This is a genomic window from Paenibacillus sp. AGC31 (genome assembly GCF_057334655.1).
The window spans coordinates 1-24,652 of record NZ_JBHFJH010000025.1; the positions used below are offsets into that span (position 1 = coordinate 1).

Here is a 24,652-nt window from a genome sequence, read left to right on the forward strand (position 1 = left end):
TCCACACGTACCCATCCCGAACACGACCGTTAAGCCCTCTAGCGCCGATGGTACTTGGACCGCAGGGTCCTGGGAGAGTAGGACGCCGCCAAGCGATTTCCCTTTGGGGTATTTTTTTTGCCCCCCTTGCAAAGGAATAAGGGATATATATTAGGGCCCTTAGCTCAGTTGGTTAGAGCGCACCTCTGATAAGGGTGAGGCCGGTGGTTCGAGTCCACCAGGGCCCATAGCAAGACCACAACAAGAAATACACAGAGTATGGGGCCATAGCTCAGCTGGGAGAGCGCCTGCCTTGCAAGCAGGAGGTCAGCGGTTCGATCCCGCTTGGCTCCACCATTCCCTGATAGCTCAGTTGGTAGAGCACTCGACTGTTAATCGAGTTGTCACAGGTTCGAGCCCTGTTCGGGGAGCCATATGGAGAGGTGTCCGAGCTGGCCGAAGGAGCACGATTGGAAATCGTGTAGGCGTCACAAGCGTCTCGAGGGTTCGAATCCCTCTCTCTCCGCCAGATAATTTTTTTAGCACGGCCCGTTGGTCAAGGGGTTAAGACACCTCCCTTTCACGGAGGTAACAGGGGTTCGAATCCCCTACGGGTCATATTATGGAGGCTTAGCTCAGCTGGGAGAGCATCTGCCTTACAAGCAGAGGGTCGGGGGTTCGATCCCCTCAGCCTCCACCATATAAACTTTATAACGACGCGGGGTGGAGCAGCCCGGTAGCTCGTCGGGCTCATAACCCGAAGGCCGCAGGTTCAAATCCTGCCCCCGCAATTATACTTTCCTTTGAGAAAGTGATCTGGAACCGTGGTGTAGTTGGCCTAACATGCCTGCCTGTCACGCAGGAGATCGCGGGTTCGAATCCCGTCGGTTCCGCCATTTTTAATTAAATATACACCGTGCCGGTGTAGCTCAACTGGTAGAGCAACTGACTTGTAATCAGTAGGTTGGGGGTTCAAGTCCTCTCGCCGGCACCATTTTTAGTATTTACATCTGAATTTGTGATAGAATGTATATTATAGATGCAGTTGTTAATACTAAGATACTCTTAGTGGATGAATGGCTTACTCTATGGCGGTCGTGGCGAAGTGGTTAACGCACCGGTTTGTGGATCCGGCATTCGGGGGTTCAATTCCCCTCGATCGCCCCATGATTTTTTATTGGGGATTAGCCAAGCGGTAAGGCAACGGACTTTGACTCCGTCATGCATAGGTTCAAATCCTATATCCCCAGCCATTTCATTACGAGTCATTAGCTCAGTTGGTAGAGCACCTGACTTTTAATCAGGGTGTCGAAGGTTCGAGCCCTTCATGACTCACCATTATATTTTGCGGTCGTGGCGGAATTGGCAGACGCGCACGGTTCAGGTCCGTGTGGGCTAACCCCCGTGGAGGTTCGAGTCCTCTCGACCGCACCATATGTTTTGCGGAAGTGGCTCAGCGGTAGAGCATCGCCTTGCCAAGGCGAGGGTCGCGGGTTCGATTCCCGTCTTCCGCTCCAATATTTGCGCCCTTAGCTCAGCTGGATAGAGCGTTTGACTACGAATCAAAAGGCCGGGAGTTCGAATCTCTCAGGGCGCGCCATTTTCTCATAAGTATCGGGATGTAGCTCAGCTTGGTAGAGCACCTGGTTTGGGACCAGGGGGTCGCATGTTCAAATCGTGTCATCCCGATTTTTTTTATTTGCGGGTGTAGTTCAATGGTAGAACTTTAGCCTTCCAAGCTAATAGCGTGGGTTCGATTCCCATCACCCGCTTCCTAGTAACATATAGAAGAGCCTTTGCTTATAGCAAGGGCTTTTTTTGTGTTAAAAAGAATCAAGTGTGATCTATTTAAAATAGGGCCAATTGTCATTTGATTAAGGATGAAGCGGAAAAATATAAGGATTTCTTTATTGGATTTAATCCTGTACCTGTAGAGAAAGTGGCTAATACGTTTATCCAGAGTGCACTTGGGATCGAAACAGCCCAAAACTTTAAAATATATTAAAAGCCTGATGTGAATGAAGAATTAAAGAATTACTGGAATGAAGAATTGCTGAATGAGACCATTTGGAATATTAAATATAAAGGAGATTCACCGAAAATTCGGTGGATCTCCTTTTGTTTGTTGTGGATGAAACAGACGGTACGTTTACTATTATGGAGCAGGTAGTCCAAGAACTTCGAGCATTTCATTACGTTTGAGCGATTCGGCAATGGGGCCGTCAATAAGCCATTTCTTAGCATTGAGGACATAGACATGACCATTTTGGACAGCGGGTAGGCTTTTCCATACTTGGAGTTGCTGGATTTCGTTGAGTTCATCTTTTGTTTTTTGCAACGCTTCAGCTGACCCATCTGAGCTAATGGACACGATAAACAGATAGTCTGCTTTGATTTCAGGCAAAAGCTCAACCGAGATACTGGCATTCATCCGATCCGGATTCTCGGCCTCAAGTTTGGTAACGAGAGCGTCGGGAGTGAATCCAATTTCATAACCCGCTCCTACATAACTGGAAGCTGGGAATGGCGTGGATGGAATGGACGAGAAGAACAAACGCATATCTTTCTCTTCCAGGCGCAGGAATGCAGCTGTAGGTTGGGTCTTGGTGATATTCGCTGCGAGCTTCTGGGCTTCAGTTACCTGATCTTTATTTTTTTGTAAAAGCTGTTCAGCCCGCTCTTCAATATCCAGTGCAGTAGCTACCTGCACGATAGATTCCTGCCAATTACGGCGATCATAAGTGACCGTTGGCGCGATCTTCTCGAGTTGTTCGAGAATTTTGGCATCCAAACTGGCATTGGCAATAATGAGGTCCGGATTGGCGCTGACTACAGCTTCAAAATTGACATTTTCATTTATGGGTTCGATAGCCACGCCTTGGGTTTCAAGTTGCTCGTTCAGGTAATCTTGCCGGCCAATAGGTGTTGCAAGTACCAGTGGTACCTCCAAGGAGAGGAGAATATCCTCCATATTAATGGACACAATCCGTTCAGGATGTGCCGGGATTTCTTTGCTGCCATTGGCGCTCTTCACAGTCTTAGTAGCTGATTCAGTGGATGAGCCTCCATCTGTCCCCGCAGCTGATTTCACGCCATCCGCAGATTGCTTCGAAGTGCTTGCAGGTGTCTGTCCACACGCAACAAGTAACATGGCGAGTATGAACAGGATCCCCGTTATTTTGACATAATGCTGTTTGTACATCATAAATCCCCCTGTGTTTCTATTGATATTGATTCTCAGTACACTTTATATTGTAGCGGTCTCATGTTGGGGGAGACATAGCCTTCTGTGCTATCCGGTCATGGATTAATGTGCTGAGTTCCACCAAAAAGTTTGATTGTTTCATCGATGATCTGATCGTGGGCATACGGCGAATAATCCAACCACGGCATTTCATCTAGCAGATATACATACTGGTTTTTCACGGGCATCAAATCTTGCCATAGCTGAGTCTGTTGTAGTTTATGCCAGCGTTGCTGGGATTCTGAGTCCGGGTCCACAATCAGTAACATGCGATCTCCAACCATTTGAGGCAACTCCTGTTCATCCAGTGCACGATAGACTTGCCCTGGAAGCAGATCGTGTGAAGGGGACCCCCCCAGGTCGTTATATAGAACAGCGCCCCCATTGCGTCGCCCGTAGATTAACAGGTGGCCCATCATGATATGAATGATGGAGACCGTATCCTTACCTATAAGATGACTAAGCTGCTCTTTGGCATGGGCTACTTTGTCATCATACTGTTCCAACCATAGCTGAGCTTCTTGTTGCTGTCCCACAATGGAGGCAACTTGTACGAAGTGTTCCCGCCAGCTCAATCCTTTCCATGGGATAACGATGGTAGGAGCAATTCGCTGCAGCGTTCTTTTTAACGTATGGGCTTCGTACTCATTACAGAGTATGAGGTCCGGGCTCGCTTGCATCAACAACTCAACGTTGGTTTGCCAGATACGAGGATTCATTCGTTTGCTACGTCCCAGATGATAAGGGATATTGGAGAAAAAAAGATTCCTGTGTTGATCCCGTCGGTTATCGATTAATGCCGCATGGGGTATGATCTGTAATGCCAGCAGATGGCCGGTGGTTCCAAAGGAAAGGGCAGCGATTTTACTGCGTTTCTGCCGTTGATAGGTGGATGGAGACACGCCAACATATTTTTTGAATTTGCGACTAAAGTAAAACTCGTCCTGATAACCAACCTGTGAGGCGATATGTTTGATAGTCTGGCCGGGAACGAGCAGCATCTCTTTGGCCCTATCCATGCGGATACTATTCACATATTCCATGGGACTGATGCCAGTCCGGTTTTTGAATACCCTCGAATAGTGCCATACACTCATACCTGCCACTCCGGCAAGAACTTCCCGAGAAAGATGCTCAGCATATCCAAGCTCAATAAGTTCAAGCGTTTGATCCAAAGCAGAGGTGTGTTCGGAATCTCCTATTGCACTCTCTTTGGGAGGAGCATACACATGGGTCAACAATTCATGCATCAAAGTCTGAATACGAAATGGACGATTTTCTTGAGGTACAGAGATGCATTCATGGAGCTGTGAGGCAATTCTGGTACATTCCTGAAAAAGTTCGTGCGGTAACTCATCGGCATAAGCCGAACGAAGTAACCCTATTTGGTATACCTCCATTACAGTAGATCCAGAAGTGGTTTTGTTCATATCTGAAATGGGCTTTAACAGATCAAAATATATCGCGAGTCCCTGTAAAGGATGAACTTCATCCGTTGTATATTCTATCGCTGTTCCTGGCAGGATCAGATACATTTTGCCGAGTGTGGCATGATTCAGCCTGTGCCCAATACGAATATCGGCTTCACCGCCAGTACAGATGAGCAGAAGATGTGAGTCCGTTAATACGAATGGGGGAAGAAAAGACGCTTGATTGAGAACTTCGGATGTTTTGAATCTTGCATATAGGTCACGGGTATGGTCACCGTTAGATATCAGTGGAAAGACTTGCAAAGTCACCAGAATCCCTCCTTAACTTACAATAGTAACATTACATAGGATGTATTTGAGAATAATTATCAATTATCGCATATTGTCATTCAAATAAGAAGTCCATATGATAATATGAAATGATATACAGAAGAGAAAGCGAGGGGGGTATATAGAATGTGGTTTATACTTGGTTTTATTATCTTAGTTTCGATATTTGGTATTCGAACGACGAGTCGATCCAATAAACTAAAACAGCAGTTCGGATCAAGGTTACATGCAGTAGGGATTCATCAGTCAGGGCTTCCACAAGTTGCGGAAGGCAGGCGGGTGGATGTGCTGATAGGTAATGGGAACTTATATATTCAAAGTGGTCAGCAAACGTTTGAACTCTCATTAAGAAAAATCGGGAGTGCAGGATATCCAAAAAGAACAGGCAGCTCAAATTCGAGAAATTATCTCGTAATACACTACGAGATGAATGGTAGGGTACGTCCGATAGTATTAAGATTTATGAAGCCTGCGCACGCTAAAGCATTTCTATGGGAAATCGAGGGTCAGCTATTCACGCAAAACTCAAGTGATGGATTTATAAGACTGTAGAAATTCTGATCATTGAACCACGTAACCCTCCACTATAAATTGAATTGAAACAGGTTACCGAGTTGGAAAATAGCCAATACATATTTACCTTGATCCAAACCGTTGAGCGAATAACCAGTAAAATCTCAACTGATGTTAATCGTAGAATTACTTAAATAACAGATCATTTAATTCACTACGCAAAAACAAGCTCCTCTCCTACGATGTACGCAGGAAGAGGAGCTTGTTTTTTTAGCCAAGAGCTAGCGATTAATATCTTTCCAGAATGGTTTGTGTTTTCAAGCCATCAGCCGGAATCAGCCAGTTGTTGTTCTCCAGCAATTGCAGCAGTTGGGTACGCAGTCCGGATACGGCTACAGCATCATCAGTTTTGAACGAAACCTCTACGATATTCTCAATACCTGTACCTGCTGCGTCACGAATCGGCCATACTTCGAGTGTAAGCTCTTGACCATTCCATGTACCTTCATAACGTTGGAATGTGATTGGACCATATGCACGGGATTGAGTCAATTGCTGCTTGCCCCAGTTGGAGGAAGTCCAGCTTTTCAATTTGCCTGGAAGCTTGTCGAGTAACATGTTCAAGGCTTCTTGCTGCGAAGGAAGTTGGACTCCTGTCGCTTTGGTATCGACTTTTTTGGTATTGGAGAAGCTTAAGGTTTGTTTGCCATATCCCCAATCAATCTCAGCCTCGTAATTATCATCTGATTTATCAAAACCCTCTTGATTAGCCAGAGTCAGTGCTGCATTGATGTCGCCATTGATCACAGGGTAGCGTTTTTTATAAGTCAATTCGTAGTTATTCTTGTCATCTTTTTTGCGAAAACGTACGTTCCATCCTTGTTGATCCAATCCGAGCGCATTGGTATCGAAGTACTCCACGTTAATGTTTCTTGGCGTGGAACTCAGGCCGAGTGTCTGAATCACTTCACTGCGTGGAGTCCCATCTGTATTCAATACAAGCTCCGGCTTGGCCAGAAACTTCACTTCATAAGCAGGAACGGCATTGGCAGCAGCTGAAGCCTGGGATGCTCCCAGGAATGTCATTCCACTTCCCAATGTTACGATGCTCAGCATCAATGAGGCGGTTACCTTTTTCCACTTTTTCAAAACCAATCACTCTCCTAATCTGGATTAGCGTACAGACTCAACTTTATCGCCCGAGTATCTGAAAGCGATTAAAGGGAAGCGCGCATTGCGTTAACCCTGCATAGATTTGATGAATGGCAAACGATAGTTTATAGCGGATCAGGGCAATCAGCCATGGAAAATGGGGAAGCCATGACTCACCTCTCGCAGCACTTCTTTGAAACGGTTTACCTGAACGGAAGGGTGGCGGTCCTTGTTATGTACGGTGTATATATGGCGCGGTGCCTGCTCTCCCGGAATGGGAAGAACTTGAATGAGCCCGTGCTGTTCCTCCCACTGTACCGCCATCCGAGACATGAATGAGACATGCCCCCCGATTAACACGAGCTGTTTGATCGCTTCCAGGGAATCCATCTCCACGGTGCTCCGCAAACGAATGTCATGTTGCGTGAGCCATTGGTTGGTTAACCGTCTAGTACTGGATTCATCGCCATGTAGGGCAAAAGGAATCTGAGCAATATGATCAGGTGTTAATGCATCCTTCTGGGCCAACCCATGTTGTGGAGAACAGATCAATACCAGATCGTCTTCACACAGCGTCTCAGCTTGCAGGGCGGGTCCAACAAATGGCTCGGAAGAGATCACCCCCAGATCAATCTGATGCCGAATTAACATCTCGCGAATAACAGGTGATGGTTTGACGGATAGGACGATACGAATGCCCGGGAATTCCTGAGAAAAGGTATTGAGTATGGTGGGCAGCAAATATGTGGCCGGTACATAGCTTGCTCCAATGTGCAGGGTGCCCCGATAGAGACTGTCATATTCCTTCACTACCCGCCTTGCCTCTTGGGTCAGAGCATTGATTTTGACGGAATAGTGAAGCAAAGCCTGTCCGGCTTCGGTTAAAAAGGTCTTTCCACTGCGCGATTCGAATAATCGCACACCCATCTCTTCCTCCAATGACTTCATATGAAATGTAACGGTAGGTTGTTTGATCCCCAGTAACTCGGCCACGCTTGTCATGTGATGATGCTTGTCGATCAGCTCAACAATTTGTAATTTGATCAGATTCAATACCCTAACACTCCTCTCACTTCTACTAGCCCCAATATATAAGATGATCTAATGTTTTTCATAAAGACGGAGAGTACAGAACCAATCTGAAGAAGCGAAGCCAAAAGCTTTCTGGAAGAAAGCTGCTTCGGAAGCATAAGCTTCGCCTTTATCCCCGGATTTCTCCCTTCATAAAGGGAATATAAGAAATCTGGGGATAACAGCGATCGGAAGATGGTGCTGTAATCGGAGCGACAACATGAAAATTTATTTAGTTCACCTACTATAGATTTAATCTATGAACATCAACAGAATTCATCTAAAAAGTTAATTCCAATTTTACATACAAGACATACAACTCGCGAAAGCGGACGTTAGACTGAGAACAGTGCAAGAGATCAAGTAACAGAAGACAGGCAGGGATGCTTATGAAATTAGAGATAACGGGAATTCAAAAATCATTTAATCAAACACCCGCACTGCTGCCGACAGATCTAACGCTTGAACATGGAAAGTTCACGACCCTGCTCGGCCCATCGGGCTGTGGCAAAACAACATTGCTGCGCATGTTGGCCGGGCTGGAACAGCCGGACGCGGGGGAGATTCGGGCAGATGGTCAGTGTATCTACTCTGCGGCGAAGCGGATTGATATACCAACACACAAGCGTAATCTGGGCATGGTGTTTCAGGATTTTGCATTATGGCCGCATATGACCGTATACGAAAATGTAGCGTTTGGCCTGAAGGCCGGAAAACAGAAATCTGATCTGCGGCAAAAGGTGAACGAAGCACTTGGCATGGTTCGCCTGCAAGGCATGGAAGATCGATATCCTCATCAGTTGTCTGGTGGACAGCAGCAACGGGTTGCTTTTGCCAGAGCCGTAGCCGTCAGACCTGGTGTGATCCTGTTCGATGAGCCACTGAGTGCACTGGATGCTGTACTTCGGGAAGAGATGCGGATTGAGATGATGTCTTTGGTACGAGACATGGGACTGACTGCGCTGTACGTCACACATGATCAGATTGAAGCGATGTCGATGTCGGATGAGATTGTGGTGATGCAGAAGGGGCGGATATTGCAAAAGGGAAGCCCGGAAACGATCTACTCGGCGCCAAGTGATCCGTATGTCGCTTCGTTTATCGGAAAGTCCAACTGGCTCACGCCTAATCAATCGATGGTGCGACCAGAGCATGTCACCTGGAACAAAACAGGTCATGATGATCTGTGTTATCCGGGGACGGTACTTAGTGTCAGCTATGTAGGTGAGCGTTATGAAGTACGAGTGCAGATGGAAGGGCTGGGCGTATGGACAGCCTATATGAACCAAAGGGTGCGCGTCGGGGAGCGGGTGCAGCTCTATGTAACCCCTGAGCAGATATGCCGAATGGACGGTTATGACCACCCGAGTGTGAAGCAGAACGAAGCAATCGCAGTGGCATACTAAATTATTGAACGAGCACGCAGTTGGAAGCAGGAGTACACATTTTATAAGAAACCAAGGGAGATGGACGAATATGTTGGGTATGAAAACACGGAAAAAGAGCGCAATGCTGTTATTAACAGCGGTAATGAGTATCAGTTTGTTCGGATGTAGCACAGGGAACTCGACCACAGGCAACGCGGCACAACCTGCAGGTGAAGGAAACACAGCAGCGGCGGCGGAAACAACGAAACCGGCTGGCGGCAAGTTGGTATTGTACAGTGCTGGCCCACAGAAGCTGGCGGATAATATCGTGAGCGGATTTACAGACAAAACAGGGATCGAAGTTGAGATGTTCCAGGGAACGACAGGCAAAATTTTGGCTCGTATGGAAGCAGAGAAATCCAATCCGGTTGCAGACGTTGTGATCCTGGCCTCTTTACCTTCAGCACAGGCTCTGAAAGCCGATGGACTGACTATGCCATACCCTGAAGCAGCCAATGCAGACAAGCTGAACAAGGATTGGTCGGATGCAGAGGGCAACTATTTTAGCAGCAGTGCTTCTGCACTGGGTATTGTATATAACACCAAACTGGTATCTACACCACCAACAAGTTGGGCAGAGCTCGCAACGCCTGCGTGGAAAGATGCAGTGAACATTCCCGACCCTACATTATCAGGTTCAGCACTCGACTTCATCACAGGATACCTGAGTGTGAATGGTGAAAAAGGATGGGATCTGCTGAGTGCCTATAAAGCGAATGGTGTAGCGATGGCAGGCGCCAATCAGGAAGCATTGGATCCGGTCATTACGGGTGCTAAAAGCATCGTAGCGGCAGGTGTGGACTACATGGCGTATTCCTCCAAGGCAAAAGGCGAACCACTGGATATCGTATATCCTGAGGAAGGCACGGTAATCAGCCCAAGACCGGCAGCGATTCTGAAATCCAGCCCAAATGTAGAGAACGCCAAAGCGTTCATTGATTACCTGTTATCCGATGAAGCACAGAAGCTCGTTGCAGATGCCTATCTGATTCCGGGCCGTGAAGACATTGAAGCGACTAACCGTGCCAATGTGAAGGATATCCCACAACTCAAAGTGGATTGGAACTGGATGAGCGAACATGGCGAAGAGACAGCGGCGCGTTTTTCCGAGACTTTTAAATAATAGGATAGAGACAACTAGGCAAAAGGAATACCTGCTGTCTGTGGAAAGTCATGTGAGGTGAACGTAGTGAAACCTGTTGGAATGGACAACAACCGAATTTTTCGGAGAGTGGGCGTAATTCTGGCCCTCTTTCTGCTGACCATAAGCATTGGTGTGCCGCTCTTGCTGATCTTCTGGCAAAGTGTGTATCCGGACGGACAATGGGACTGGATGGCTCCGATTCGCACGATTACAGGTCATCATCTATCAGGTGTATTGTTGAACTCCGTCTGGCTTGGTATCTGCGTTGTAGCGGTAACCACGCTGCTGGCGCTGCCGCTGGCCTGGATGATGGCGAAGACTCGGATGGGCGAGCATCGCTGGGTGGATGTAATCCTGATGATTCCGTTCATGACCCCGCCGTATATCGGCTCGATGGGCTGGATTCTGTTTATGCAAAAAGGGGGATATCTCCAGCAATGGGTGCCCTCATCTGCGGGCTGGAGTGAGCTGTTCTTCAGCTTCTGGGGCATGGTGCTCATCATGAGCTTGCACCTGTTCCCGTTCTTGTATCTGCTGCTTCGAGATGCATTGATCCGCATCGGTGGCAATCTGGAAGAAGCGGGAGCCGTGCACGGTGCACGAGCAGGATACCGTTTCAGACGCATTATTTTACCCCTGTTGTTGTCGTCTTACGGCATGGGGATCATGTTGGTCTTTGTCAAAACGATTGCGGAATTCGGAACACCGGCAACCTTTGGGCGAAAGATTGGCTATTATGTCATGACCTCCGAAATTCATAAGTACATCTCCAGTTGGCCGATTGACTTCGGTAAGGCGACTTCGCTGGCATCGGTACTGCTATCCGTCTGTCTGGTGATGTGGTATATGCAGTCTGCCATGAGCCGGAAGTTCACGTATCGTCTGGTGGGTGGCAAAGGGCAACGTTCGAAGCGATATTCCCTTCGTGGCGGAGCAGGATGGTTGTGTGGGGCGTATCTTGCAATTCTGTTGATCCTGTCGATAGGTATCCCATATTTCTCCATCATTGCCGCTTCGACCATGAAGTTACGGGGATCGGGGATTGCTTTTGATAATCTGACCTTGGATCATTACAAGGAGCTGTTATCTTGGGGTTCGGTGAGTATGAAGGCGATCGGGAATAGTCTGGGATTATCCCTCGCGGCTTCAACCGTTGCTGTTATTATCGGTACTGGGTTTGCACTCGCGATCGGCAAATCATCTTCATTCATGCAGCGTGTGATTGACTTGTTCAGTCTGTTGCCTAATACAGTGCCGGGCATCGTGATGGTGGTGGGACTGATTCTGTTCTGGAACTCACCCTGGATGCCAGTCACGTTGTATAACACCTACGGCATGGTTGTGCTCACGTACGTTGTTCTCTTCTTGCCTTACACCGTGCAGTATGTAAAATCGAGCTTTACCCAGATTGACGGAACGTTGTTCCAGGCTGGGCAAGTGTTTGGCGGGAAGCCGCTGTATATTCTGCGGCGCATCCTGATCCCACTGATCCTGCCCGGCATGTTGGCGGGCTGGATGATGACCTTTACGATTGCAACAAGGGAACTGGTCGGATCGTTGTTGATTCTTCCACCGTCGATGCAGACGTCGGCTACGTATATTTTTGCGCAGTTTGAACAAGGTCAGGTATCACTTGGCATGGCGATGGCCGTTGTAACTGTAGGTATGACGGTGCTGATGCTGCTTGGAATCGAACTGCTGAATTCAAAGAGAAAGTGGAATGCATCATGATCAAACTGAACGTATGGGGCGGTGCAGGGGAACATGGACGTTCCGCCTATCTCCTGAGCGGGAGCCGGTTTCGCCTTTTGCTGGATTGTGGTGTGAAAAAAGAAGGCACAGGCCAGTATCCGCTTATTGACCCGGAGATTGTCCCGCAACTGGACGCGGTCCTGTTATCTCACGCCCATGAGGATCATTCGGTCGCCATCCCTTTGTTGTATAAGATGGGCTACCAGGGTGAAGTGTGGACGACGAGAGAGACGAGGGCGCAGCTGCGTACGTATTTTGCCAACTGGCGAAGGTTTGCAGAACGTGTCGGAGAGAAGCTCCCATACGATGAAGCAGATGAGCAGGCTATTCGTTATCGGTATCTGGAAGATGAGGTCGTATCCCAAACCTGGTTCCAACCGATTCCCGAAGTAAAAGTGATGTGGGGACGGAGTGGACATCTGGCTGGATCGGTGTGGTTTGGGGTTGAAATGGAAGGTAAGCGGATTTTCTATTCCGGGGACTACACGTCCGAATCAATGCTTTTACAGGAGGATTGTCCAGCGGAGTCGTTCTGGCAGAAAAGCATGCTTCGTGAGAATCCTGTGTCCGATGCTCCGAGCAGCGAGCGGTGGGGTACGGAGCAACTAATCGTTATAAACAGTGGGCAAAAGGCTGGAGAATTCATAACGTCACAAGATCAGACATCTGTTGCATCAGAAGCGTCGTCAAGAACACTTGTATCCATGGAGATACCCATGAAGCAGAGGAATTTCTCATCCAATGGAGCAGATGGAGCAGTCAGAGCAGGCAGAGCAAACGTAGCAGACGCTGCGCCAATATCTTCCGTCGGACTGGTGGATCTGGCAATCGTTGATGCGGCCTACGGTACGGACCAGGATACACAGGCCGACAAACTGGAACAGCTTGAACGAGCCATTCGCCAGACGATTGCTCAAGGTGGAAAGGTGCTCTTACCCATGCCTGTCGTAGGGCGTGGACAGGAGATCATACTGTGGGCACAGCAACAATTCCCGGCTATTCCAATCGTAGTGGAACAAGGGCTGGTGGACGGTATGAAGCAGCTTATGCATGTTCCGTATTGGTTGAGGGAGAAGGGAGAGCATGTCATCGGAAGTTCGTTGAAAGACGAAATCGATTGCTTTCTGACCGGACGAGGATGGGATCTACCTACAACCACCCAAGAGCGGGAACAACTGTTGGAACATCATGCTGCTTCGCTATGGTTCATTCCGGACGGCATGATGCAGTCCTCGCTTGCCCGTTGGTACTATAGTCAATTATCGGACAGGGAGGAGAATCTGATTCTGCTCACTGGGCATGTTGCTCATGATACATTTGCTGATAAGCTGCTACGGGTTCCTGAAAAGTATGGAGCATGTGAAGTGCGGAAAATACGTTATAAAGTGCATCAGGGCTGGAAGGATGTTGAACGGATGCTGCATCAGGTTCCAGCAAGACATACGGTCCTTGTACATGCTGACCGGGCAGAGACGGACCGATTAAAAGAAGGTTTGCTCAGAAATAGCCCGTCACCGGGAACAGTTATACATTCACTGTCTGCTGGTGACGAGCTATATGTGTGAATAGTGCATGAATCGAATTGATGCGTCAGATTGGAACGTCCCTGGGGACGTTCTTTTTCCATTGTTGTTTGATCAGTTAGGATTCGCGATGAATGGGGTGTTCCAGTTCGGCATGACCCATCAAACTATCAACGGCTTCACCGTCCACCAGTATATCCAGGCTCTTCACTTCATCAAACTGAAACATCGTTGTTGTTAAAGCTTCCAATGCGAGCATTTCTCCACTGGTACCGAGATTGGCTTCAGCGGGGATATGAACATCCAAAGTCACCGTACCCTCAGCATATTGGACAGAGAGCAGTTCCACCTGCTCCCAGAGGGAAACAAGATCTGAATCGGTGTTCGTTTGCAACGCTGCGAATGTTTTTTCATATTTTTCGGAATCATCCTTGTATTCAATTTTCTGTTCTGTTTTCTCCAGCTCAAGGACCTGAGAATCTGCCAAATATACATCGATGACTTGTGTATTCATTGTGCCCAGATCCACCTCCGGTTCGGATGGGTTTGGTGACTGCGCCTGTCCTCCCTGAACAGCAGGTTCATTCGAACCGGATTCGTTCACTGGCTTCTGGGCACATCCAACTCCGATAAGGATCAAGCATGTTAATATAAGTGCACAACCTAGCTTCTTATTCAAAAAATCACTTCCTTCATCTGATTTATTTGATGATTTATAGGCCCAAATACTCCTTGATTCCATCGGCTATCGCTTGAGCGGCTTTCGTCTGAACAACTTCGGACGACATCAGTTCTTCATCGAGCACATTACTTAAGAATCCCACTTCCAAAAGCACTGCAGGCATGGTCGTGTCTCGGATTACTTCCAAGTTGCCATTTTTCACACCACGATCTCTGAGACCCATGGCTTTCACCAAACGTTGATGAATGATATTGGCTAATTCCTTGCTGTTACTGCGTTGATAATAATATGTCTCCGTACCTGTCGCTTGGGGGGCAGACTTCACACTATTGCCGTGGATAGATACGAATACATCCGCATTTAATTGATTGGCGAGTTGAACACGCTCAGGGCGGGTCGGATAGGTATCACCTTCACGAGTCATCACCAATTCGATATTGGGCTCATTGAGCAACAGGGCTTGTACTTTGTGAGCCAATGCCAGGTTGTATTCTTTTTCGGGTTTGTTCGTGATGCTGATCGTCCCCGGGTCACTGCCACCGTGTCCTGGATCGATCACAACGACCTTGCGTCCTGAATCGCCTACTGGAGTGACAGGAGCAGGTGCGATGTTGTCTCCCGCAACATTCAGATCAATAATCAGTTTGTCGGCAATCACATTCTGGCTGTACTGGACATCCATCACATTATTCAATTCTACGACAATTCGAACTTGTCCTGGATCTCGTTTGAAAAGCGAATATCTCACTTCCGTCACATTGGGATAACCGCTCACATCCAACTTGCCATTGAGTCCTTGATCCAGTGGTTGGGAGATATCACCAAAGGTGGCTCCAGGCAAGTCCACAACCAGACGATCAGGGTACTTGAGGGTCGTTACTACCGGCTGAACGGTCCCATCCGTGGATAAGACGAGCTGATTGTTGGCAAATTGGATATCGGTAACCTGAGCGACAGAAGAGGAGTCCCCTTTCCCTGAACTGTTGCCAGGGTCGACAGCAGGTTCTTTGCTGGTGTTTGTTAAGTATACGATCTTGTCTTGATTGTTCCATTTTACCGTAAGCCCCATTTGTTCACTGACAAATCGAATGGGCACCACCAGCGTTTTATTCAAAATTTGCGGTGCTGTGTTCAAGGTGACCTGCTTGTCAGCAACCATGGCTTGTTTTTGGTCCACGGTTAGAGAGATGATCTGTTGATCTTGCTGGATTTTTACAGTGTGTGCTTGCTGGTTCCAATCGACTTTGAATTTCAAATTTTCGGCAACGACACGAATCGGGATCATCACGTTTTTATTGATAATCTTCACCTGTACATCATTTGGGAGGACTAATTCCTCTCCATCCATAAAGATTTTCGACGTGCTTGCAGCGGCATTTCCCTGATGAGGGAGCAAAACGAGTAAGAACAGGCTCAAAAACAGTAGTAAAATGGTTTTCTTCATTATGCACCTCGACTAGTATTAGATCTATAGCTTACTTCCAAAATATACCTATATAGTATGAACGGTAAAAATGTAAAAATGTTTCTTTTTTGATCTTAAATTATCTAATTTATTTATAGATGAGCACGTATTCTTTTGGACATTGATGGGATTTCTAGTAGATGTATGTATTCGAAGTCGGAATTGAGGATGTATCTAGAACAAAGAGACGATCCTGTTGAAGGACCGTCTCCAATTACTCTTTATGACAATAAAATTATTGCAATTGCAGTGCTTTGGCTGTTTTTGCCTCAACTTCATCCAAAAGTGAAGTCATGTCCATACCTGCGTGGTTGCCGAGCAGGATAATCGTGATATCATCGGACAGATTACGTGAAAAAGCTGTGGCAAACCCGCCGCCACTCCCGTTATGGAAGACGGTACGATTCGTGCCGTTTTCTTTAAGAATCCAGGCGTAGCCGTAGTTCTTATCGGAATAAGGCTCATACATCTGCTCAATCGTATCCTGGCTTAGAATCTGGTCTGTATAAAGCGCACGATCCCATTTCAGCATATCGTCCACCGTGGAATAGATGGTTCCTGACCCGGATTGAGACACATAGTAAGGCGCAGTTACCCATGCGTTATTTTTTTGAACAAAACCACTAATGGTATGCACTTTACGGGAAGCCTCTCCTGAATTTTTCATGCCAAGCGGTTTCAGTATCGTCTGTTGCACGTAATCGGCATAACTCATGCCAGATACCTGTTCAACGACATATGCAAGCAAAACATAACCGCTGTTGCTGTACAGATAGGCACTCCCCGGTTCAAACTTCAGCGTTTTGTGACGAATCTCTTCTACCGTCTCTTCCATAGAAGTTCCTTCACCCCGACCAAATGCGGATGGCAGACCTGAAGTCTGGGATAACAGCATATGAAGCGTGATCTGATCTCCCTTCGGTATACCAGAGATATACTTGGAGATTGGATCTTGCACATTAATCTTACCATTCTCCACGAGACTCAGAATGGACGCGGCCGTTAAGGATTTGCTTAGTGATGCGATTCGTGTCTTCTGATCCGGGCGATTCAGCGTCTGTTCATCGGCAAGTCCGTAGCCTTGCTTTAGAAGTACTTCACCATCGCGGGCGATCAGAGCCATACCTGGATAGTTGATCTCGCGCAGATATGTATCCACGCTGGCAACCTCGCTATTCAGCAAGCTGACTTGATCAGTGACCATATTTACACTCATCTGCCCCGTGGCTGTGCGTTGGACCTTGATGTCTGCCTTGATTGCATTAGCCATTGCCCGGACAGGTACCATCAACGTACCGTTAACGGTACGTGAATTCACACCTGTAGCCAGATCGACCTTATTTACTTTAATGGAATTGCTGCCAGCCTGATGGATCAGCTTGTCTCTGCCAATGGTAATGGTAGCCGTCTTGGTACGATTATCCCATTTCAACGTGCCTTTAACCGATGTGGCCACATCCCGCAGTGGAACAAACGTTGAACCTTTGATTATAAGTGGTGCGTTCTTCCAGGATTGTTGCTCACCATTCACTTCAATGTGAACTGCTTGCGTTGCCTGCGCTGCGGATGCCGTAATACCAGATTGTCCCAGAATCGGTCCTGTGCACAGGATGAGCGCTAACAGAATGCGGAACATGGATGAATATACTGTGGAAATACGTTGTCTTTCATTTGACTTGCGTAAGATTTGAATCCTCTCCTTCCAATCGTTTCATGAATAACCAGCTTATGAGCATTGTAAACGATCTCGGGTAGAGGGTCAAAACGATGAAGCGGATATAATCCATAACATCTGATCAGATCATTTAAATTAAATTTGTACTAATTTAGTATCTATACATAATATTTTTACAGCGATTGTCCGATAAAAGGATGGGTGAAGATTATGATGGGGGATAGTTAAAATGAAGAAAAGGATTCGAAATTGGTTTACTTTAACCGTAAAAAAACGCCTGATTGCTGCATTGCTCCTGTTCCTGATAGTACCGAGCATTACCGTGGGATGGTTGTCTTATCAAAAAGCTGCTGATCAGGTTAAAATGGAGATTATTCGTTCCGCACAGGCCAAAACAGAAATGCTTAGTCTGCAGATAAATCAAATGCTCGATATGGAGAAGGATAACGCAGCTCAGATGGCTGCGGGTATGACTTCAAACGATATTATTACTAAATCCCCTGCACTGCAAAGGCAGATGGATCGGATGTCTCAGAATCATAAGGAACTGGGTGTACTTACTGCAGGTGCTGAAGATGGCAGCTGGATGAAGTCCCCTGAATCCGAGGAACAGAATTATGATCCTCGAGAACGTTCATGGTATACGATGGGCATGTCCCAGGATGAACCGGTAATCTCGGATACGTTTCAGTCGGCTTCGACGGGCGAATGGGTTGTGACCGCAGCGGTCAAGCTGGCTGACGGCAAAGGGGTATTCGGAGCCAATGTCAGTCTCAATCATCTGAAAGAATCCGTTGATCAGATACGTATTGGTAAAGAGGGAAAACTGTACATGCTGGATAACGGGGGTAAATTCCTGTTCCACTACAATATTGAATCCGGTACACAGTCGGATGAAAGCTACATTAATGAGATGTATACGAAGGAAAGTGGAACGCTGAAGTATACATATGATGGTCGCGAAGTGGAAGCTGTGTATTTTACTAATCCGGTGACAGGTTGGAAAATTGTTGGTGAGATGGTTCCTTCGGAAGCAACGGAAGCTGTAATGCCTATTTTGATCCGTTCAATTACGATTGTGGCATCTGCATTGGTTATTGGGTTGATTCTGCTTATATTCATTATCCGCAGCATTCACCGGCCATTGCTGCAGTTAACGCAGGCAGCATCCAAAGTAAGCGCTGGGGACCTCACCGTTCGGGTAGGTTTACAGCGGCGGGATGAGTTCGGACAGCTCGGGGAAAGCTTCGACACGATGACGACTTCCCTGCGTAGTGTGCTTGGAGAGGTGCATGATACGTCCAGCCAGCTGGCGGCATCTTCTGAAGAACTGATGGCAAGTTCCGAGCAGACATCCAAAGCCACGGAACAGGTGGCAGAACTGATGCAGGATGCAGCAGCGGGAACTAATTTGCAGAACAATAGTCTTGCTGCTACAGGCCAACTCGTGGGCGAAATGTCCATTGGAGTGAAAGAAATCTCATCAAGTGCTGAAGAAACCGCTCGTATCGCTCTGGATGCTTCCACGAAGTCGGAAGCGGGCATGGTTACCGTGGAAGAAGCGGTTACCCATATTCAGCAGGTGAATGACGAGAGCAAAGCCATGTCTGTGGTCATTGAGGATCTACGCGCGAAAAATGAAGAGATTCTTGTGATTGTGGCCGAGATTACGGCCATTGCCAAGCAGACGAACATTCTTGCTTTGAATGCATCCATTGAAGCTTCAAGAGCTGGCGAGCAAGGGCGCGGATTCGCGGTTGTAGCCAACGAAGTGAAGACACTGGCTCACAGTTCAGGCGCTTCAGCCGAGAGGATCAATGAGCTTATGCATGAGATGCAGGAGAAAACCAATGCGGTACAATCCACTTTTGCCCGTACGGGAGAAGGCATGGTGAAGAGTTCGCAGATGGTTACAGAAGCGGGCGAAGCATTCAATAACATTCGTACTGCGGTACAGTTGGTGGCTGCACAAGCTGGAGAAGTATCCACGGCTTCCCGTCAAATTGATGGTGGCATGAGTCATGTCAACAAGGCAGTAAGTGATACCATGGTTCTGTCGGACAGAATTGCCTCTGGAACGGAAGATGGATCAGCGGCGGCTCAAGAGCAGTTGGCTACAATGGAAGAGGTTGCAGCTTCTTCGGCAGCATTGTCACGTATGGCTGAAGATCTGCAAAGCATGATTGAACGTTTTAAGTTGTAACAGGTATTGAGATGAGACTGCAGGGTTGCGACCCTGCGGTCTTTTTTCTGTTGAACAAAGGGGTATCCGTTGTGTCTTCAAACACAGTATCCTTTTCCATTATGTTGACATGTTATAAACTAAATTATATTATATCTATAAATGAACAAACAAAAATATAATATGTTTGATTAATATACGTTTGGAATGACCATAACAATGATAAAAAGGAGCTTTTACATGAAATCATCGGAATCCTGGTTGCAAACAGCTTCATTGGAAGAGATCAAGCGTGGTTATACGGAGGAGGGTCCCGCCTATATATGTGTCTGCTGCGGATACAGGACGGAAGCCGGGATTATCTATCCTGAAGAAGGAGTGCTCTATGAGGCAGCCCGTTATATGCGAGTGCATATTGAAAAGGTTCATGGATCGGTATTTGAATATTTGCTGGAGCTGGATAAAAGCGTAACCGGATTGTCTGATGTCCAGCGTGGATTGCTGGCCCAGTTTCATGAAGGAAAGAAGGATGCTGAAGTACAAAAGGCCCTTGGTATCGGGAGTGCCTCCACGATTCGGAATCATCGGTTTGTATTAAAGGAAAAGGAACGGCAGGCCAAAATATTCCTGGCATTAATGGAACTTCTCAAAAGTAAGGATACCCAGGCTCCAGCCGAATGGGTGTCACCGGTGACAAGACATGGACATACAATCCATCGTGATTCATTTGATATCACAGAACAGGATCGGGAAAAGGTGCTAAACAAGTATTTTCCAGAGGGTACTGGCGGTCGGCTGACGACGTTTCATATGCAGCAAAAGCATAAATATATTGTGCTCACCGAAATTGCCAAACGATTCGAGACAGAGCGCAAATATTCCGAGAAACAGGTCAATGAGCTGCTGAAGGAAGTTCATGATGATTACGTGGAAGTACGGAGGTATCTCGTCGACTATGGTTTGCTGGAACGTGAGCCAGACGGCAGTCAGTATTGGCTGGGAAGCCACGCAGATCAACAGAGCGCCGAAGTTGGAAAACCGGAGCGCAAAGCAAAGGGGGAGCAGGAGAAGATGGATCGTCGCAAAGAATTACAGGAACAGGCCAAAGAAGTCAAGACGGAAGCGGGCGTCTACCAGATTCGGAATGAACGTAACGGAAAAGTTTATATCGACAGCACACTTAACCTGAAAACCATTAACGGACAACGGTTTATGTTACAGATGGGTAGCCATCTGAATCGAAGATTGCAGGCTGAATGGAATAAATATGGAGAGAATGCGTTTGTGATCGAGGTGCTGGAGACATTGAAACAAGACGATAACCCGTATAACGATTCCAAAGATGCACTCGCCAAATGTCTGAATCGCTGGTTTGAACAGTTAGAGCCCTACGGAGATCAAGGATACCACGGAGATAAAAAGCAATCTGCTGAATAGGAGGGATATTTCCTTTCTAGAATTCCCGTTCCTTATAACTCAAATATAACCCAAAAGCCCCTTTGCCAATATGATGGCAAAGGGGCTTTTGGTACTACAGACTACTTAATTTTATAAGTCGAACTAATCGTTTGCACGATAACAGCGATTGGAAGGTTATTCTGTCATCGTAGTGTTAGTGTAAACAATCTTTAGTTCAACGACTACAGCTTGAATTGTTCCACCAGCTTCTGCAGCTTGTGAGCCAGATGGGCAAGTGAATCAGCAGAGGATGATATCTCCTGCATGGAAGCCACTTGCTCCTCCGTAGCAGCAGAGATGTTCTCCGTTCCATCGGCATTGGTTTCAGATATCGCGTGGATCTGATCAATGGATTGCACCACTTCTGCTGTACTTGCAGACATCTGTTGTGAGGCGGCTGCAATGTTCTCAAGCTGATGATTAACGACCCCGACAGCCTCACTAATCTGGGCAAAAGCTTCATCTGCAAACTGAACGGCACGAATGCCGTTGCTTACATCCTGTTGCCCGATCTGTACACTGTGATTGGCCATTGAAATCTCCTGTTGAATCGCTCCGACCATCTCTACAATCTTCTGGCCGGACAGGCTGGATTGTTCCGCGAGCTTGCGGACTTCGCTGGCAACAACGGAGAAGCCACGTCCATGCTCACCTGCACGTGCTGCTTCTATAGAAGCATTGAGAGCAAGCAAATTGGTCTGTGCAGCGATATCTGTAATGACAGATACCATCTCACCAATGGATGTGGAATGCTGTTCAAGTCGTCCGGCAGTATCTGCCATACCTTGCACAAAGCGACTGACGGAACTCATCTCGGATACGGCCGTCTGCATGGTAGCATTCCCTTTATCCGCGAGCTCACTTGCTTGCATGGCAGCTTCGGATACTTGCTGTGTGCTGTTCGTTACCTGTCCCACACCTCCAGCAAGCTCATTCATCTGCAGTGCCGTATGTTTCAGGCTGCTTGCTTGTTTCTCAAGTCCAGCTGCGGATTCTTCTGTGATCAAGGCGACTTGCTCAGTTGCTTTGGTTGTCTCGGATGAATTGACTGCCAATTGTGTGGATGAGGCGGTTAATTCATCAGCCGTGTGTCGCACGTCCTGAATAACGGTTCGCAGGGATTCGCTCATCTTATTGAAGCTGGTGCTCAGCTTGCCGAATTCATCCTGTCCTAATACCGCAACCTCGATAGTCAGATTACCATTACTAATTTCGTCAGATGCCTTCACCAAGCGGTTCAGTGGTTTGGTGATGGATTGCACAATCCAGAAAATAATGATGGAGCTTACCGCAATTGCAATCGCTACAACAATAAGTGTGGTGTATAGGATCGGACGGACAGATGCTGTCACTTCCCCACTGTCGATGACACCAACCACGGTCCAGCCCGTCGTTTCATTGGTAGAGAAAAAGGCGTGTTCCTGGTTTCCATTTAGTGTATAGGTCAGACTTCCGTTTTTCTGTGCAAAAATATCTTTATAGGGTGCCATGGTTCCTTCGGTCCCCGGTTTCTCGGTAGGATGTACAATGATTTTATTGGCATTATCAATGATATAGATATAACCCTTCTCGCCGATCTTCGTGGAGTTAACCGTCTTCGAGAGGGCTTCAAGCGACAGGCTGACAGAGACGACACCATGGCCATCCGCTGAGGTCTGAGCTACCGAAGCAACAACATTGCCGGTATTGCTTGATAAGTAGGGGGTGATTACGGTAGGGACATCTTTGTTCTGCGTAGCAGCCTGATACCACGGGCGTTCGCGCGGGTCATATCCTTCTTTGTTCACCGCAGTTACAGGGGAGTTAATATACACGCCCTGATCGGTACCGATGGAGGCAAGTTCCACGTCATCATGTGTTTCCTTATACGCGTCGAGCAAGGTACGGATGGTATCTGTTTCGTCACCCTGATTGGGTCCGACATTGCCTGCATCCAGCTGACTTGCCAGGAAATCAACATTTTTGCGTGTTGCACCAATGATCTGGTCAATGGTCTGGTTGAGCACAGTAACACTACTGATCGCGTTCTCATACATTTTCTCTTCAACCTTGGCATCGGCTGTTTGGAACGAGATAATGCCAAGACTAATGGTTGGAATGAGCAATACAATGGCAAATGACAAAATCAGTTTCTCTCTCATCTGCATTGTTCTTTTGACCCCTTGTTTACGAATTTTTTTCATACACATTCCCCCTCTGTGTAACCCATCCCCATGTCTAGTGGACAAGCCCATCTGATAAAAGATATTCATTCCATCCTTTCCAGAAGTTTCTGGTGCTATCGTATGACAAATTTCGCGTTTATTCAACATGATTTATGAGTTATGCGAAAATATTTTTCGATTTTGTAGGTATTTAGGATTACATCTGTTCTATAAAAAGTAATCTGTCTCTCCCTTAGTGCACATCTTGTGGTATATTTCTGAATTAATGTGGTACGAAAAATGCACCTGAATTAATACTCATCCATATATATCGGTTTATGGGGACAGAAATTGGAGAGGGGTTGTACGGCAGTTGGACCAAAGTACACTACAGATATCTGGACAGGAGAACATGGAAGAGGTCCAGGATCAGGCTACATTCATGCAGGGGGTCAAAGATTGTATCCCAACCCTGCTTGGTTATTTAAGTATTGGCTTTGCGGCGGGTGTCATTGAAATGACCGCAGGTCTGAGTCTGGCGGAAACAGCTCTGCTCAGCCTGATTTTATATGCAGGATCGGCTCAGTTCATTGCAGCAGGCATGCTCGCATCGAATGGGTCAGCAGTAGCAATCATGTTCACCATATTTTTTGTGAATCTTCGCCATTTGCTGCTCAGTGCAGCTGTATCACCATATTTTCGGCATCTGACCCCGCTTAAAAATATGTGGATTGGTTCATTGCTTACCGATGAATCTTTTGGCGTCGCGATGACACGTGCAATTGGCAGGGAAAGGCTGAGTGAACGCTGGATGCACGGTCTGAATATTACCGCATATCTGAACTGGTTCGTGGCTAATATGGCTGGAGCGTACTTTGGACGCTGGATCACCAATCCGGAACGACTGGGTCTCGATTATGCTCTGCCAGCCATGTTTATTGGACTAGTTGTACTCCAGTTGGTGCATCGCAAAAACAAAAAAATACACATTAATGTGGCGATTATCGCCGTTGTCTGTGTAATCTTCGCCAGCATGGCTTCACTTGGCAGTATGAGTGTCATTGTGGCTGCGGTCATTGCGGCAACGATGGGAGTGTTCATGGAACGATGGAAGTAAGATGGGATGTATTCTGGATTATTATGGGTTCGGCACTGTTAACATTTATCCCGCGTGTACTGCCACTGATGCTGTTCAGCAAGATACAGATTCCAATGTGGTTGTTACGCTGGCTGGAGTATGTACCTGTAGCGGTCATGGCAGCGCTAATTGGTCAGGAACTGTTCATGTCAGACAACCAGTTAGTGCCGATTACGCACAATGCAGCTCTGTGGGCATCCCTGCCTACGGTTGCAGTGGCTATCTGGACACGCAGTCTGCTTGGAACCGTATTGGTTGGTATTGTGGCTATGATGATACTGCGATATTGGATTGGATAGTTGCAGGTTGTATTGTAAAATCCGGTAATTCCTTCGCCTGATCG

Annotated in this window: 17 protein-coding genes, 17 tRNA genes and 1 rRNA gene; 27 read left to right on the forward strand and 8 right to left on the reverse strand. The window is 47.1% G+C overall.

Features of this window, described 5'->3' with window-relative positions; all coding sequences use genetic code 11:
- The 18 genes from rrf to ACE04G_RS10245 form a co-directional block, all read left to right on the forward strand.
- Positions 1-94: ribosomal RNA gene (rrf, locus tag ACE04G_RS10160) — 5S ribosomal RNA — on the forward strand; the annotation flags it as partial.
- Positions 95-153: 59 nt separating this feature from the next.
- Positions 154-227: transfer RNA gene (locus tag ACE04G_RS10165), tRNA-Ile, on the forward strand.
- Positions 228-260: 33 nt separating this feature from the next.
- Positions 261-336, forward strand: a tRNA-Ala gene (locus tag ACE04G_RS10170).
- A 1-nt stretch (position 337) separates the two neighbouring features.
- Positions 338-413, forward strand: a tRNA-Asn gene (locus tag ACE04G_RS10175).
- Between the two features lie 3 nt (positions 414-416).
- Positions 417-508: transfer RNA gene (locus ACE04G_RS10180), tRNA-Ser, on the forward strand.
- A 17-nt stretch (positions 509-525) separates the two neighbouring features.
- Positions 526-597 (forward strand) — tRNA-Glu (locus tag ACE04G_RS10185).
- Between the two features lie 6 nt (positions 598-603).
- Positions 604-679 (forward strand) — tRNA-Val (locus ACE04G_RS10190).
- A 17-nt stretch (positions 680-696) separates the two neighbouring features.
- A tRNA-Met gene (locus ACE04G_RS10195) sits at positions 697-770 on the forward strand.
- 27 nt (positions 771-797) lie between these two features.
- A tRNA-Asp gene (locus tag ACE04G_RS10200) sits at positions 798-875 on the forward strand.
- A 22-nt stretch (positions 876-897) separates the two neighbouring features.
- Positions 898-973 (forward strand) — tRNA-Thr (locus ACE04G_RS10205).
- 97 nt (positions 974-1,070) lie between these two features.
- Positions 1,071-1,146: transfer RNA gene (locus ACE04G_RS10210), tRNA-His, on the forward strand.
- 11 nt (positions 1,147-1,157) lie between these two features.
- A tRNA-Gln gene (locus tag ACE04G_RS10215) sits at positions 1,158-1,232 on the forward strand.
- Between the two features lie 9 nt (positions 1,233-1,241).
- Positions 1,242-1,317, forward strand: a tRNA-Lys gene (locus ACE04G_RS10220).
- Positions 1,318-1,326: 9 nt separating this feature from the next.
- A tRNA-Leu gene (locus ACE04G_RS10225) sits at positions 1,327-1,413 on the forward strand.
- An 8-nt stretch (positions 1,414-1,421) separates the two neighbouring features.
- Positions 1,422-1,496: transfer RNA gene (locus ACE04G_RS10230), tRNA-Gly, on the forward strand.
- Between the two features lie 6 nt (positions 1,497-1,502).
- Positions 1,503-1,579 (forward strand) — tRNA-Arg (locus tag ACE04G_RS10235).
- A gap of 15 nt (positions 1,580-1,594) precedes the next feature.
- Positions 1,595-1,668, forward strand: a tRNA-Pro gene (locus tag ACE04G_RS10240).
- Positions 1,669-1,680: 12 nt separating this feature from the next.
- Positions 1,681-1,751: transfer RNA gene (locus tag ACE04G_RS10245), tRNA-Gly, on the forward strand.
- Between the two features lie 383 nt (positions 1,752-2,134).
- Here the strand turns inward: ACE04G_RS10245 and ACE04G_RS10250 are convergent.
- Complete coding sequence (locus ACE04G_RS10250) at positions 2,135-3,184, reverse strand: ABC transporter substrate-binding protein (RefSeq protein WP_449004289.1); 1,050 nt, start codon at positions 3,182-3,184, stop codon at positions 2,135-2,137.
- Positions 3,185-3,279: 95 nt separating this feature from the next.
- Positions 3,280-4,962: a helix-turn-helix domain-containing protein gene (locus tag ACE04G_RS10255; protein ID WP_339306514.1), complete on the reverse strand. Its 1,683-nt coding sequence runs from the start codon at positions 4,960-4,962 to the stop codon at positions 3,280-3,282.
- A 147-nt stretch (positions 4,963-5,109) separates the two neighbouring features.
- Here ACE04G_RS10255 and ACE04G_RS10260 point away from each other — a divergent pair, with 147 nt between their 5' ends.
- The gene (locus ACE04G_RS10260) at positions 5,110-5,535 is read left to right on the forward strand and encodes a hypothetical protein (protein ID WP_339306516.1); all 426 of its coding nucleotides are present in this window, start codon (positions 5,110-5,112) and stop codon (positions 5,533-5,535) included.
- Between the two features lie 249 nt (positions 5,536-5,784).
- On the opposite strand, the gene ACE04G_RS10265 is transcribed toward ACE04G_RS10260, so the two are convergent.
- Positions 5,785-6,645 (reverse strand): hypothetical protein, encoded by an 861-nt coding sequence (locus ACE04G_RS10265; RefSeq protein WP_449004290.1) that lies wholly within the window; start codon positions 6,643-6,645, stop codon positions 5,785-5,787.
- Positions 6,646-6,792: 147 nt separating this feature from the next.
- Positions 6,793-7,701: a LysR family transcriptional regulator gene (locus tag ACE04G_RS10270; RefSeq protein ID WP_076216600.1), complete on the reverse strand. Its 909-nt coding sequence runs from the start codon at positions 7,699-7,701 to the stop codon at positions 6,793-6,795.
- A 407-nt stretch (positions 7,702-8,108) separates the two neighbouring features.
- Here ACE04G_RS10270 and ACE04G_RS10275 point away from each other — a divergent pair, with 407 nt between their 5' ends.
- From ACE04G_RS10275 to ACE04G_RS10290, 4 genes are all read left to right on the forward strand, one after another.
- Positions 8,109-9,125, forward strand: a complete 1,017-nt coding sequence (locus ACE04G_RS10275) for an ABC transporter ATP-binding protein (protein ID WP_221823770.1) — start codon at positions 8,109-8,111, stop codon at positions 9,123-9,125.
- Positions 9,126-9,195: 70 nt separating this feature from the next.
- Positions 9,196-10,269, forward strand: coding sequence for an ABC transporter substrate-binding protein (locus ACE04G_RS10280; protein ID WP_339306521.1), 1,074 nt, complete (start codon positions 9,196-9,198; stop codon positions 10,267-10,269).
- Positions 10,270-10,350: 81 nt separating this feature from the next.
- Positions 10,351-12,021, forward strand: coding sequence for an ABC transporter permease (locus tag ACE04G_RS10285; RefSeq protein WP_221823952.1), 1,671 nt, complete (start codon positions 10,351-10,353; stop codon positions 12,019-12,021).
- Positions 12,018-13,607 carry an MBL fold metallo-hydrolase gene (locus ACE04G_RS10290; protein WP_405131223.1) on the forward strand — a complete coding sequence of 530 codons (1,590 nt, stop codon included), beginning with the start codon at positions 12,018-12,020 and terminating at the stop codon, positions 13,605-13,607. The genes ACE04G_RS10285 and ACE04G_RS10290 overlap by 4 nt, the downstream gene beginning before the upstream one ends.
- Positions 13,608-13,683: 76 nt before the next feature.
- Here ACE04G_RS10290 and ACE04G_RS10295 read toward each other — a convergent pair whose 3' ends face one another.
- From ACE04G_RS10295 to ACE04G_RS10305, 3 genes are all read right to left on the reverse strand, one after another.
- Complete coding sequence (locus ACE04G_RS10295) at positions 13,684-14,244, reverse strand: GerMN domain-containing protein (RefSeq protein ID WP_339181333.1); 561 nt, start codon at positions 14,242-14,244, stop codon at positions 13,684-13,686.
- Positions 14,245-14,278: 34 nt separating this feature from the next.
- Positions 14,279-15,691 carry an N-acetylmuramoyl-L-alanine amidase family protein gene (locus ACE04G_RS10300; protein WP_339181336.1) on the reverse strand — a complete coding sequence of 471 codons (1,413 nt, stop codon included), beginning with the start codon at positions 15,689-15,691 and terminating at the stop codon, positions 14,279-14,281.
- 256 nt (positions 15,692-15,947) lie between these two features.
- Positions 15,948-17,348 (reverse strand): serine hydrolase domain-containing protein, encoded by a 1,401-nt coding sequence (locus ACE04G_RS10305; RefSeq protein ID WP_339306527.1) that lies wholly within the window; start codon positions 17,346-17,348, stop codon positions 15,948-15,950.
- 268 nt (positions 17,349-17,616) lie between these two features.
- Between ACE04G_RS10305 and ACE04G_RS10310 the strand changes: the two genes are divergently transcribed.
- Together ACE04G_RS10310 and ACE04G_RS10315 are read left to right on the forward strand one after the other, a co-directional pair.
- Positions 17,617-19,590 (forward strand): methyl-accepting chemotaxis protein, encoded by a 1,974-nt coding sequence (locus ACE04G_RS10310; RefSeq protein ID WP_449004291.1) that lies wholly within the window; start codon positions 17,617-17,619, stop codon positions 19,588-19,590.
- A 219-nt stretch (positions 19,591-19,809) separates the two neighbouring features.
- On the forward strand, positions 19,810-21,006 hold the full coding sequence (locus ACE04G_RS10315; RefSeq protein WP_449004292.1) for a DUF2087 domain-containing protein: 1,197 nt from the start codon (positions 19,810-19,812) through the stop codon (positions 21,004-21,006).
- 203 nt (positions 21,007-21,209) lie between these two features.
- Here ACE04G_RS10315 and ACE04G_RS10320 read toward each other — a convergent pair whose 3' ends face one another.
- A complete protein-coding gene (locus tag ACE04G_RS10320; protein ID WP_221823781.1) occupies positions 21,210-23,210 on the reverse strand; it encodes a methyl-accepting chemotaxis protein in 2,001 nt (666 codons plus the stop codon).
- A 373-nt stretch (positions 23,211-23,583) separates the two neighbouring features.
- Here ACE04G_RS10320 and ACE04G_RS10325 point away from each other — a divergent pair, with 373 nt between their 5' ends.
- Both ACE04G_RS10325 and ACE04G_RS10330 read left to right on the forward strand, forming a co-directional pair.
- Positions 23,584-24,288, forward strand: coding sequence for an AzlC family ABC transporter permease (locus ACE04G_RS10325; protein ID WP_036616527.1), 705 nt, complete (start codon positions 23,584-23,586; stop codon positions 24,286-24,288).
- Positions 24,279-24,608 carry an AzlD domain-containing protein gene (locus ACE04G_RS10330; RefSeq protein ID WP_339181346.1) on the forward strand — a complete coding sequence of 110 codons (330 nt, stop codon included), beginning with the start codon at positions 24,279-24,281 and terminating at the stop codon, positions 24,606-24,608. The genes ACE04G_RS10325 and ACE04G_RS10330 overlap by 10 nt, the downstream gene beginning before the upstream one ends.
- Positions 24,609-24,652 lie beyond the last annotated feature (44 nt).